A 12945-nucleotide genomic window follows, 5' to 3' on the forward strand; every position below is an offset into this window, starting at 1 on the left:
CTTATAAATCTGGTGATTATGGCATGAAGGTAACACCCCTTCCCATACCGAACAGGTCGGTTAAGCTTCAATGCGCCAATGGTACTGCAGGGGTGACCTTGTGGAAGAGTAGGTTGTCGCCAGGTAAAAACATATGGATCTTTAGCTCAGCTGGTTAGAGCTACCGGCTCATAACCGGTCGGTCCGGGGTTCGAGTCCCTGAAGGTCCACCATATGTGGGGATATAGCTCAGCTGGGAGAGCACCTGCCTTGCACGCAGGGGGTCAAGGGTTCGATTCCCTTTATCTCCACCAAAAAACAGTCCAATATGGGCTGTTTTTTTATTTATAAAATTATTAACTAAAATGGATTATAATAATATGGATACAAAGGAGAGTCTAAATGTCACTATATAGAGTAAAGCAGTTTTATTGGTCCTTGGCATCTAAAATTAATGATAAAGACATAGATCTTCTTAAAATGTATTTAGATAATGATGAATTACAACTATTTAATCAATTACCTATTTATGAGCAAAAACACTGTATAAATGTAGCTAGGGATGTGAAATTAACTTGTAATCAAAGAGGGTTACAATCAAAGGATTTAACAAAGGTTGCACTACTACATGATATAGGTAAAATATATAATATAATGAATCCAATAGAGAAAGCTGTTATGGTTATAATGCATAAATTAACAAGTGGAAAGATTAGAAAATATAAGAAAAATAAAAATGTAAATGTATATTACAATCATGGAGAAATAGGATATAATCTCTTAAAAAAAGATGGATATAACGATAGATTTCTATTTTTAGTTAGAAATCACCATAATGATAATATAATGGGAGATATAGAATTAGACGTGCTAAAGGAAAGCGATAATAGAAATTAGGAAGCTAGAAAGTAGTTTCTTTTTTTGTTTCTAATAATATATTAATAGTGATAGAATATAATTAAATACAATTGATAGGAGGGTAAAATGAATTCAAAAGAAAGAAGAGAATGTATTGAAAATTTACTAACTAAAAATAATATTACATATAAAGGTCAGCTACTTGCAAAGGAGCTAGGTGTTACAAGGCAGGTTATAGTAAAAGATATTGCAATTATAAGAGCCACGGGAGTAAATATAATTGCTACACCAGAAGGTTATTTAATGCCTAGTGAAGAAAATAATTATGTAAAGAGAGTAATTGCAGTTTCACATGGTAAAGAGGACATATACAATGAGCTTGAGTGCATTGTTAAGTTTGGAGGGATAGTGGAGGATGTAACAGTAGAACACTCTTTATATGGCGAGATAAGAGCCATGCTAATGATAAAAACAATTATGGATATTGAAGAATTTACGAAGAAGCTTGAAGAATTTAGTGCCCAGCCATTATCTTCTTTAACTAAAGGGATACATTTACATACAATAAGAGCTGATAATAATGAAATTATAGAACTTATTATAAAAGAATTAAAAGATAAAAATTATCTGGTTTGTGATTAATATATTTTGATTAGATTAAGTGAGTTATACTTCCAGAGGATATAAACATACTTGGCGAAAAGATAGAGTCTATGAAAATAAAAGGTTTTAAGTTATGTCGAAAGGGTTAAAAATCGAGACATATTAAATCCTAAATGGAATATGTATGAATGTATAAGATGTTTTTGTTGTCAGGAATTATGACCTGTGTGTAATTGAAACAAAATATTTAAGGTTAGGTAAATTACTTAAACTAGATAAGAGGTGATTTTTATAAAAAACAAAAAAAAGATAGCTGTTTTTTTAGTATTAATTATAATAATCATAGCGTTCTTAGGGAATATAGTTAATTTAGCAATAAATATACAATGGTTTAACGAAGTAGGATATATATCGGTGTATTTTACAAAATTGTTAACAATTTTAAAGCTAATGTTACCTATATTTATATTAAGTTATACTGTAATATGGGTATATTATAAATCATTTAAAGGCAGTTTTTTAAGATTACGAAAGTACTGTGAAGTGAGCAAAAAGAAAGGGAAATCAGAAAGTATAATTAGTGTTTTAATAAATATTACAATTTCTTTTACAATTTCTTTTACTTTTGCAACGAATTACTGGTATAAGATACTTCAATTTGTAAGTAGTACAAATTTTAAAGTAAATGACCCATTATTTAAAAAAGATATTTCATTTTTTATATTCAAACTACCGTTAATTGAATCACTAAATAAGGCACTATTAACAATACTTATTGTATTAATAAGCATTACTATAATAATATACATCGTACTAACCGCAAAGGATCATATAGTACATCATAATAAAGAAAGCGATATATTCAAATTTAAAAACTTTAAAAAATTTAGTAGTGGAGTTACAAAATTTGCAGGGAGGCAGTTTGCAATAATAGCTTCATTAGTAATGTTATTAATAGCATTAGGCTATTTAATAAAATCATGGAATTTAGTGTATTCACCAAGAGGATTAGTATTTGGTGCAAGTTATACAGATGTACATGTGACCTTAAGGTTTTATCGGGTAATAGCAGGGGCATGTTTAATGGCCGCAATTATAACATTTATAAGTATTTTGACATATAAAAAAAATCTTATGATAACATCTTATATTGTAATATTAGTTTTAGTTTTTGGAGAGCATTTAACATCAACCGTAGTTCAAAAATATGAAGTTAATTCAAATCAAAAAACTTTAGAACAACCATATATTAAGTATAATATAGACAGTACAAGAAAAGCTTTTAATATTGACAACGTACATGAAATACCATTTGAAATAAATAATAATTTAACTAAAGAAGATGTTAGTGAAAATAAAGATACTATTGATAATATAAAGGTTAATTCTTATAAGCCAGCACTAGAATTCTATAATCAATTTCAATATTTAAGATATTATTATGAATTTAACGATATAGATATTGATAGATATAATATTAATGGAAAGAGAGAGCAAGTATTTATTGCGCCAAGGGAAATTAATTTAGATACATTACAAGGTAATTCAAATACTTGGCAGAATAGACATTTAGTATATACGCATGGTTATGGAATTGTTATGAGTAAGACAAGTTCTGTAACTAGTGAAGGTCAACCGGATTTTATGATTAATAATATACCTTTAGACAATAAAACAAACATAAAATTAGATAATCCCAGAATATATTTTGGTGAAAACACTAATGATTATAGTATAGTTAATACAAAAATTGGAGAATTAGATTATCCTAGTGGTGGAGAAAATAAAATGAATAACTATGAAGGTAGTGCTGGAATAAAGATGAACATTATAAACAGGATTCTATTTTCAATTAATAAAAAAAGTACTAAGTTTTTATTATCTGGCGACATAACTCCTGATAGTAAAATATTAATTAATAAAAATATAATTGAGAGAGTAAAAAAGATTGCTCCATTTATAACGTATGATAGTGATCCATACGTTATAATAAATGAAGGTAAAATATATTGGATTATAGATGCGTATACAAGTTCCAATAGATATCCATTCTCACAGCCACAAAATGGTGTAAATTATATTAGGAATTCTGTTAAAGTTGTTATTGATGCAGTAGATGGAAAACCAGAGTTTTATATAGTTGATAAAAAAGATCCTATTGCTAGTAGTTATTTAAAAATATTTCCAAAACTGTTTAAAAACTCCGAGGTAATTCCTTCTGGTATAAAGGAACACTTTAAATACCCAGAAGGTTTATTTAGCGTGCAATGCAACCTACTAAATAAATATCATATAACAGATTCAGGAGTATTTTATAATGGAGATGATGTGTGGTCTATAGCAACAAATCAAGAAAAGGTTGAGGATGAAAACGAGAAAAATGAAGCATCTCACTTAATGATGAAACTACCTAATGAAGATAAACAGGAAATGGTTTTACTTGAATACTTTAATACTAAAGGGCGAAATAACATGGTATCTTTATTTGGAGTTCGAATGGATGGCAATAATTATGGGAAAATGGTTCTGTATAAATTGCCATCAAAAGAAACGATATATAGCCCGGTACTATTTACGCAAAAGATAAATCAAGATACTGAAATATCAAAAGAATTATCACTTTGGAATACGCAAGGGTCAGAAGTTCAATTTGGTGAAACATTAATTATACCAATTAAAAACTCCTTGATTTATGTGCAACCTATGTATCTAAGAGCTAAAGGAGAGAAAAGCATTCCAGAGATGAAAAAAGTTATAGTATCTTATGATGATAAAATAATTTTGGATGACAATATTAAATCAGCTCTAGAGCAAATATTTGATGCTAAAGATAAAGCTTATATAACAAAATATGTAGATAATTTCGGTAAAGATGAAGAAATTCTTAAAAATGTAAGAAGTGCTAAAGATTTATATAACAAAGCATTAGAAGCTCAAAAAAGTGGAAAGTGGACCGAATATGGAACATTTATAAAAGAACTAGGTGATATACTAAATAAAATAAGTGATTAGAACGTTATCATGGGACATATATTATTATATGTCTTTTTTTTATAGTATAAATGATTTATATTACTAAAAGAATGTATAAAACCTAATACATATTGTATAAAACAAAGGAAATTAAGATAATATGTCGAATAAATTATATATGCGTGATTATGAAGGGTATAGGTGTATTTTATGAAATATATAGATAATAATTTATATAAGTTCAGTGATTTATTTCAAACATTAATTATTATATATATAAATAAAGAAATTCAATTTACTGATAAAAATGAAATAGATAAAGCTATATGGATGCTCCAGTCTAATTCATTATTAAAACACCAGAATAAAAAATTAGTTTTATTTAATGACATTTTTTCAAATATAGCTAAAAATATAGATGTAAATAACTTTAGAGAAATTGTAATGAGTAAAGTTAAGGATGTTTGTGACATAGGTTTTTGCATTTTTCATAGTTCAGTTAAACACCGAGAAAGTTTAAAGGATATGGATAATTATTATAGTATATCTAAAAATCATAAATATTGTTTGATTAATAATATAGAAACAATTAAACACATTAATAATTTAAACGATTTTTCAGCAAATGATGATGACAATATATTATTTAATCTAAGTGAAATAGATAATTTAGAACTTTTAGAAAAATTCGAGGCATTAGGTATAGTAAGTTATATGGATATTAACGTAGAATATTACGATGTATCTAAAGGTGTGAACCGTTTTTTACAACCAAAGGGAATAATGGTTCAGGACTGGGGTTAAGTATTTCCTATAATATAATACTTTCACATAATGGAAGTTTGGAAATAAAAAGCGAAGAAAAGGTAGGAACTTCTTTTATTATAAAATTGCCAATATGTAAAAAAATAATTAAGAAGAATGATAGTATATCAAACTATGAGGTTTGTTTTGAAGGCAATATTCTTGTTATTGATGATCAAGAGCAAATAAGAAATGTAGTCTCTAGTATGATAAAATCAATGTCAAAATGTAAAATAAAAACATGTGGTTGTGATAACTTAGGTTCTGAGCTAAAAAGAAGAAAATATGATATAATAATATGTGATTTTACTATGCCAGGTATTAATGGATTCCAAGTTGCGCAAAAAGTTAAAGAAATAAATGTAGGTACTTATTTCTGTTTAATGACGGGTTGGGTAGGATCTTTTGAAGGTCAAGAAATGAATAATGTTGATTTTGTATTAAGTAAACCTATAAATAAAGAAACTTTAAAGCAGATGTTTTTTTGTTATAATACAAGATATTAAAATCTACTAGATGTGAATAATTATGGCTAAAGCCATTGTGAAAAGAAGAATATATGGCTGTTCTTCTTTTTTTATTGAATTTTTTTAAAAAAGTTCAATATAATGCGTCGTATGTTTAAAAAAAGGATATAATAACAATATGAAGTAAAATAGTTTTATTTAGGGTGGAGGGTTTCGATGGATTATGATGTACTTATTTTGGGCGGGGGCTTAATTGGATGCGCAGTAGCTTATGAAATATCTAAATATAATCTTAATATAGCTGTTATTGAAAAGGACTACGATATAGCAGATGATGTGGCAGTAATAAATACTGCTATGGTATATGATGGCGTTGAAAGTGAAGATACTTTAAATGCTAAACTTGAGCGTATGGGAAATAAGATGATGGATGTTATAAGCGCTAAATTTAATGTTCCATTCAAAAGGTGTGGTTCTCTTACAATTGCACAAACAGATGAAGAAGTTTCAATAATTGAAAAAATATATAAAAGAGCAATAGATAGAGGAATAAAGGATGTAGCTATTTTAGATTCTGAATATATATATGAAATGGAACCAAATTTAAATGTGGATATAAAAAAAGCATTATATTCTAAAAATACAGGTGTAATTTGTCCATTTGACTTAGCGTTATCATATGGCGAAGTAGCCTTTGATAATGGTGTTAAATTCAAATTAGAGGAAGAAGTCATAGACATTCAAAAAATACCAAAAGGATTTAGTGTTATTACAAACAAAAATAGATTCACTTGCAAGATGGTAATAAATACAACTCCATCAGAAAATTATAGTATAATGAATGAAAAGAAACATGATATAGATAGTAATGAAGGAAAATTAAAATATATACTTTTAGATAATAATGAAAAAGTAAGATTTTCTCATGCATTATTTATGATTAATTCTAAAGGAGAAAGGAGCTACATGCTTTCAACAATGGAAGGAGATACTTTAGCTGGTATTAGTACAAGAGAGGATATCAGTTATAATTCAGTAGTAGATAGAGTATCTAAGATAACAAGTGGCGTTGATGATATAGATGTTAAAATGTTTCTTGAACTACCTTTTTTTGAGCAACCTATGGTAATTGATGATAGTGGGATAGATGATGGACTTATTCAAGTTAGAGGAAAACATTATGGACAGGTAACTATGACTCCGGCTATAGCAAGTATGGTGTGTGAGAGTGTTGTTAGCATTATGAAATGTAAACTCAAGAAGGATTTTAATGATAAGAGGCGTGAGTATTATAAGTTTAGAGAATTAGGTGATGCGGAAAGGAAAAGAATTATTAAGTTAGACAACAAATATGGTAAAATAATATGTGGATGTGAGAAGGTAACTGAGGGTGAGATTGTGGATGCTATAAGAAGACCACTAGGCGCTCGAACAGTAGAAGGGGTTAAAAGAAGAACTGGTGCTGCCTTTGGAAATTGTCAAGGATCGCATTGCTTAAACAAAATTGTTTCTATTTTAGCGAGGGAAACAAATAAAGAAATGACAGAGATAGCTAAGGACTCAAAGAATTCTAATATTGTATTACATAGAATAAAGGAATTTGATAGTATGTAGGTGGTGAATTTATTTGGTAGAAGAAATTAGTTGTAATTTTAATAAAGATGAAGATATATTTACAAGTTTAGTTAGAATAAAAGGTTCTGATTTGTGCAACATAGCTCCAGTGAAAAGCAGTAAGCCTCTTAACAGGAAAATATGGATTGAATGCTCAAAAGCATTAAGTAGAATACATGTGGGTCCACCTATAAAAATAGGGGATGTAGTATGTAAGAATGTACTTAATACTGGGGTTGACATTATATGTACAAAAAACATTGAAAGAAATAAACAATAAATATAATTTTGAAATTTACTTAAATTTAAAATATTGGTTAAATTTACAAGGTTACTTAATTAATAGAGGTCATTAAAAACTTAAGGAGGAATAATTATGTTAGATTTAAAAAGAATAAGAAATAATCCGCAAGAAATAAAAGCACTTATGAAAAATAGAGGGGAAAATTTTAATTTATCAATAATTGATGAAGTGGTATCGCTTGATAAAACAAGAAGGGACATTCTAGTTGAGGTTGAAGAATTAAAAAACAATAGAAATACTCAGTCTGCACTTATACCAAAACTTAAAAAAAGTGGAGAAAATGTTGATGAAATCATGGAGAAAATGAAAAAACTTTCAGATCAAATTAAAAATTTTGATGTTAAACTATTTGAAGTTAATGAAAAAATAAAAAATGTTATGTTAAGTATTCCTAATATTCCTAGTGTTAATGTACCAGAAGGAAATACTGAGGAAGACAATGTTGAAGTAAAAAAATGGGGAGAGCCTAAAAATTTTAGTTTTGAAGCTAAAGCTCATTGGGATTTAGGAATAGACAATGATATTTTAGATTTTGAAAGAGGCGGAAAGATTACTGGTTCAAGATTTACAGTATATAAGGGCCTTGGAGCAAGACTTGAAAGAGCATTAATCAGTTATTTTTTAGATCTTCATGTGGACACAAATGGATATACAGAAATATTGCCTCCATATATGGTTAATAGGCAAAGCATGATTGGTACGGGTCAATTACCTAAATTCGAAGAAGATGCATTTAAAGTGGCTAATACGGACTATTTCTTAATACCTACTGCAGAAGTACCGGTTACAAATATTTATAGAGATGAAATATTAAATGGTAAAGATCTTCCTATAAAACATGTTGCTTATAGTGCTTGTTTTAGACAAGAAGCGGGTTCAGCAGGTAGAGATACCAGAGGACTTATAAGGCAACATCAGTTTAATAAGGTAGAACTTTTAAAATTTACAAAACCTGAAGATTCTTATGCAGAACTTGAAAAATTACTTAAAGATGCAGAGTCCGTATTACAAGGACTTGGATTGCCTTATAGAATAGTTAAGATATGCAAGGGTGATTTAGGATTTACAGCATCATTCAAATATGATATTGAGGTTTGGATGCCAAGTTACAATAAATATGTTGAAATTTCAAGTTGTAGTAATTTCGAAGACTTCCAAGCAAGACGTGCAAACATAAGATATAAAGATGATAAAAAAGATAAAGCACAATACATTCATACATTAAATGGATCAGGAGTAGCTGTTGGAAGAGCACTCGCTGCAGTACTTGAAAATTATCAAAATGAAGATGGTTCTGTAACTATACCAGAGGCATTACTATCATATATGGGTGGAAATAAAATCATTAAAAAATAAATGAATAGTTATGTATCATTAATTGCATAATAAATAAGTAGCTAATAATGTTAGTTTTAGGTTGTTTATTTATTATGCAATTATAATAATTGGTTATGTAAGATTATTTATGTAAAAGTTGTAATAATAAACTTACAAATATGTTGACAGTTACTATGTATACTGATATAATAATATTTGTTGTTGTATGGAGGGATGGTCGAGTTGGTTTAAGGCACCGGTCTTGAAAACCGACGTACGTGAAAGCGTACCGTGGGTTCGAATCCCACTTCCTCCACCATTATTTTTAAAAGTATAAAGAAACAAAATCCATGGAGAAATACTCAAGTGGCTAAAGAGGTGCCCCTGCTAAGGGTATAGACTGGGCAACCGGTGCGAGGGTTCAAATCCCTCTTTCTCCACCAAAAACATTTAACAATTGTTAGGTGTTTTTTTTATTCTAAATTTTGTTTGAAACATAAATATAACATAAGTAATAAAAATATATTGACAGGTTATAAACATGCTGATATAATAAGTCTTGTCGTTAGGACGTGGAGGGATGGTCGAGTTGGTTTAAGGCACCGGTCTTGAAAACCGACGTACGTGAAAGCGTACCGTGGGTTCGAATCCCACTTCCTCCACCATTATTTTTAAAAGTAGTAAAGAAACAAAAGTCATGGAGAAATACTCAAGTGGCTAAAGAGGTGCCCCTGCTAAGGGTATAGACTGGGCAACCGGTGCGAGGGTTCAAATCCCTCTTTCTCCACCAGAAACATCTAACTACTGTTAGGTGTTTTTTTACTTTATAATATAGATACTTAGCTTATTAAATTACAGAATTAATTGTTTATTTATCTAAAGATATAAAACTTATTTAACGACATTTCAGCTCCGCAGGAGATGATTTGATTTAATCAAAGATAAATGAAAACAAAATTATTATAATATATAAGGAGAGAATATGCTTAAAGGTAATAAAGTATTATTGAGGTGCGTAGAGAGAAGAGATCTAAATATATTTTTTAATATTTGGGCTGATGCAGATGTTAGAAGACTTGATGGTAGTTTTAGAATGCCTCCCTCAAAAGAGGATATATTAAATAATTTTAATAAATTTGTAAATCTTGATAAAAAATATCTTAGTATTATAAATGAAAAAGGGGTAGTTGTAGGATATGTAACATATAAAGAAATTGGTGATAGTAAAAATGTATATATATTAGGTATAACTATAGGTCAACCTTTTTGGAATAGAGGATATGGACAAGACTCCGTGAATGTATTATTAAAATATTTATTCATGGATATGGCTGTGCATAGAGTAGAACTAGAAGTACTAGATTTTAATTTAAGAGCAATTAATTGTTATAAAAAATGTGGTTTTATACAAGAGGGAAAAAAGAGGAAGGCATGCTTTTCAAATGGTGATTATAGGGATGTAATTATTATGGGAATCTTAAGAGAGGAATTTATAAATCATAGTTTATAAATAAAACTTTACTCTTAGTATATAATATGTTAGTATAGTAATGAAGTTTATGCGTTGGTAGCTCAGTTGGATAGAGTAGCTGGCTACGAACCAGTTGGTCGCAGGTTCGACTCCTGTCCGACGCACCATAGAAACCCAGTAACTGTAATGGTTACTGGGTTTTGTCGTCCCTAGAATATCTAAGAAAATGGCATTTGCTAACATTTTGCTAACATGAGTTTTAAATTATTATGAAAAGGATATGTACTAGTTATTAAATTGAATAAGGTAGTACCCTAATGGTGATATAAAATAATTACTCGTATTATGAATTGTATTAACGATACTATCTTAAATTTATAGTACGATCTTCCAATTCTTTTAATAACTGTCCTAAATTAATTATCGCAGAATAATTACAACCTCCATGATTTTTGTCAGTAAGGTATGCGTCTAAGAGGTCTTTACTATCATACGATAAACCCTCAATATCATTTAAAACTCTTTTACATATACCATTACAACTAGCTATATGAGTATTGAATATTAATGATTTAAATTTAAATTGACTCATAAGTTTCCTCCTCTATACAACTGTGTGTACTAATGAATAAGTTATTTAGGGTATCAGCGGCTTCCTTTTGCATATCGGGTAACACATGGGAATAGGTGTCAAGAGTAATGCTTATACCACAGTGGCCTAGTCTCTCAGAGACTATCTTGGGATTAACATTTCGGCTTAATAATAGAGTGGCATGAGTATGCCTCAAATCATGAAATCTTATCTTAGGTATTTCTAACTCAGCACTTATTACGTCCATCGTTCTCAAAAAGTGTCTTGAAATATAATCAGGATCATAGGGAGTACCATTTACTTGGGGGTATACAAGATTAAGCTTGTTATATTCAGAGCCTAGTAAAAGCTTATGTTCTATTTGGAGTTTTCTAAGATTTCTTAAGATGGGTATTGTATAGGGTAATAAAGCTATTTTTCTCTTACTCCCTGCAGTTTTAGTAGGAACTAGCTTAAATACACCATCGATTTTTTGTAGTTGGTTCACAACATATATAACACCTCCATCAAGGTCGACATTCTTCCAAGTTAATCCTAATATCTCTCCACGTCGCAATCCAGTAGTAACAGCTAATAATACCGGAATATAGAGAGAAAGGTTCTTTAATCTTTCTAGTAACATATTCGTTTGTTCAGCCGTAAGAACAAGCATCTCTTTCTTAGCTTTTTTAGGTCGTTGTACAGAAGTAGCAATATTTCTATTTAACATTTGCCATTGAACAGCATGCTTAAGTGAAACATTGATGACCTCATGGCAATGTAAGGCTGTTGTACCTGATAGGTTTAAATCGTTTTGGAGGTAGTTATAAAATGATTGTAAATCTAAAGGCTTTAGCTTATCTATCTTGATATTACCTAGCTTAGGAGCTATATAAGTTTCTATAAGTTGGTTATAGGTTTTTATAGTTTTAGGAGTAAGATTATTAATACAGTACTCATTTACCCACTTTTCGAGATAATCCTTAAAGAGCATATTTTCTGAAACAAAGTAATCTCCCTTTTCTATTTTAACGATGAGTTCACTTAATGCCTTCTCAGCTTCTTTCTTAGTTTTATAACCGCCCTTTGTTGTCTGTTTACGCTTACCGTTATCATCTCTTCCAATGTCTAGAACTATAGTGTATGTCTTGCCTCTTTTAGTAATGTTACCTCTCATAGTCTAGCCTCCTACAATTTGAATTTTACATAAGTAACTTTGCCTAGTACTTCAATACAATCTTTATTTAAATTATCTCTAGTTAGTACAAACGGTTCAAACTTGCTATTATCTGAGGTAAGAACAACATAATCTTCTTTGATGAAAACTCTTCTTAAAGTAAGCACCTTATGCAATAAGACTAAGAATATTTTAGTATTCTCAAGCTTCTCTCCATACTTTATAGTTAGTATGTCATTTTTACTAATCTTGGAATTAATCATTGAATTATCAGGAGCATAGTAATAGAAGAAGGTAGCATACATTGTATCAGCTTTATTTTCATAACCGTACTTGAGAATATTATTTTTATTAAACATACTCCTATTATTTGTCGTTATGTTTTTTAAGAATGGAATCATATCAACATCATCTAATGACTCATGAACACTACAACAATTAGAACTTTCTAGTAAGGTATCTTCTTCCTCGATAAGTTCATCCAACTCATCATTCTCTTCTGATAAGGTTTCAATATAACCTGCAGTACGCATTAGGTCATGCAAGCTTATATCGTTACGAGATGATGCTGCAATCTTGTTTAATATGTTCATAGAAGGTGGGGTTGATCTTTTAAGATTTATTAGTTCGGATATGTAACTGCTGCTAACACCACACTGTAAAGCAAACTCATTAATTCCCCTCGTTCCCTTTGCTGTAATCAATACCTTTTGAAAAGCTTCTTTATTAAAATCATTCATAGTTAAGCCTCCTAATATATAATAAACAAAGTATAACACTTATTCTCAATAATGAATAGATGTTAAT

At 29.5% G+C, this 12945-nt stretch carries 11 protein-coding genes, 7 tRNA genes, 1 rRNA gene and 1 pseudogene; 17 read left to right on the top strand and 3 right to left on the bottom strand.

Translation table 11 applies throughout. The features are described from left to right. Positions 1-8: 8 nt before the first annotated feature. The 17 genes and pseudogenes from rrf to ACREVX_RS00085 all read left to right on the top strand — a co-directional run bounded on the left by rrf (position 9) and on the right by ACREVX_RS00085 (position 10557). A 5S ribosomal RNA gene (gene rrf / locus ACREVX_RS00005) occupies positions 9-125 on the top strand. Positions 126-135: 10 nt separating this feature from the next. After that, positions 136-212, top strand: a tRNA-Ile gene (locus tag ACREVX_RS00010). A gap of 5 nt (positions 213-217) precedes the next feature. Further along, a tRNA-Ala gene (locus ACREVX_RS00015) sits at positions 218-293 on the top strand. Between the two features lie 88 nt (positions 294-381). Next, positions 382-876, top strand: a complete 495-nt coding sequence (locus ACREVX_RS00020; protein WP_431541975.1) for an HD domain-containing protein — start codon at positions 382-384, stop codon at positions 874-876. A gap of 87 nt (positions 877-963) precedes the next feature. Next, the gene (locus tag ACREVX_RS00025) at positions 964-1479 is read left to right on the top strand and encodes a transcription repressor NadR (RefSeq protein ID WP_431541976.1); all 516 of its coding nucleotides are present in this window, start codon (positions 964-966) and stop codon (positions 1477-1479) included. Positions 1480-1731: 252 nt separating this feature from the next. Beyond that, a complete protein-coding gene (locus tag ACREVX_RS00030) occupies positions 1732-4452 on the top strand; it encodes a UPF0182 family protein (RefSeq protein ID WP_431542021.1) in 2721 nt (906 codons plus the stop codon). A 171-nt stretch (positions 4453-4623) separates the two neighbouring features. Continuing rightward, on the top strand, positions 4624-5217 hold the full coding sequence (locus tag ACREVX_RS00035; RefSeq protein WP_431541978.1) for a hypothetical protein: 594 nt from the start codon (positions 4624-4626) through the stop codon (positions 5215-5217). A gap of 38 nt (positions 5218-5255) precedes the next feature. Beyond that, on the top strand, positions 5256-5723 hold the full coding sequence (locus tag ACREVX_RS00040; protein ID WP_431541980.1) for a response regulator: 468 nt from the start codon (positions 5256-5258) through the stop codon (positions 5721-5723). A 177-nt stretch (positions 5724-5900) separates the two neighbouring features. Then, positions 5901-7298: an NAD(P)/FAD-dependent oxidoreductase gene (locus ACREVX_RS00045; RefSeq protein WP_431541981.1), complete on the top strand. Its 1398-nt coding sequence runs from the start codon at positions 5901-5903 to the stop codon at positions 7296-7298. Positions 7299-7338: 40 nt separating this feature from the next. Continuing rightward, positions 7339-7578: pseudogene (locus ACREVX_RS00050) on the top strand (DUF1667 domain-containing protein); the annotation flags it as partial. A gap of 96 nt (positions 7579-7674) precedes the next feature. After that, the gene (serS, locus tag ACREVX_RS00055; protein WP_431541982.1) at positions 7675-8958 is read left to right on the top strand and encodes a serine--tRNA ligase; all 1284 of its coding nucleotides are present in this window, start codon (positions 7675-7677) and stop codon (positions 8956-8958) included. Positions 8959-9147: 189 nt separating this feature from the next. Next, positions 9148-9238, top strand: a tRNA-Ser gene (locus ACREVX_RS00060). A gap of 33 nt (positions 9239-9271) precedes the next feature. Beyond that, positions 9272-9362, top strand: a tRNA-Ser gene (locus tag ACREVX_RS00065). A gap of 131 nt (positions 9363-9493) precedes the next feature. Then, positions 9494-9584, top strand: a tRNA-Ser gene (locus ACREVX_RS00070). 34 nt (positions 9585-9618) lie between these two features. Beyond that, positions 9619-9709 (top strand) — tRNA-Ser (locus ACREVX_RS00075). Positions 9710-9901: 192 nt separating this feature from the next. After that, complete coding sequence (locus ACREVX_RS00080; protein ID WP_431541983.1) at positions 9902-10429, top strand: GNAT family N-acetyltransferase; 528 nt, start codon at positions 9902-9904, stop codon at positions 10427-10429. A gap of 51 nt (positions 10430-10480) precedes the next feature. Then, positions 10481-10557: transfer RNA gene (locus ACREVX_RS00085), tRNA-Arg, on the top strand. A 197-nt stretch (positions 10558-10754) separates the two neighbouring features. Here the strand turns inward: ACREVX_RS00085 and ACREVX_RS00090 are convergent. From ACREVX_RS00090 to ACREVX_RS00100, 3 genes are read right to left on the bottom strand one after another with little or no spacing between them, the layout of a single operon-like run. Further along, positions 10755-10982: a hypothetical protein gene (locus ACREVX_RS00090; protein ID WP_431541985.1), complete on the bottom strand. Its 228-nt coding sequence runs from the start codon at positions 10980-10982 to the stop codon at positions 10755-10757. Beyond that, the gene (locus tag ACREVX_RS00095; protein ID WP_431541986.1) at positions 10969-12138 is read right to left on the bottom strand and encodes a site-specific integrase; all 1170 of its coding nucleotides are present in this window, start codon (positions 12136-12138) and stop codon (positions 10969-10971) included. The genes ACREVX_RS00090 and ACREVX_RS00095 overlap by 14 nt, the downstream gene beginning before the upstream one ends. Before the next feature lie 11 nt (positions 12139-12149). After that, positions 12150-12878: a LexA family protein gene (locus ACREVX_RS00100; RefSeq protein WP_431541987.1), complete on the bottom strand. Its 729-nt coding sequence runs from the start codon at positions 12876-12878 to the stop codon at positions 12150-12152. Positions 12879-12945: the final 67 nt, after the last annotated feature.

This window comes from Clostridium sp. (genome assembly GCF_050717545.1).
In the GTDB taxonomy this organism is placed as follows: domain Bacteria; phylum Bacillota; class Clostridia; order Clostridiales; family Clostridiaceae; genus Clostridium_AD.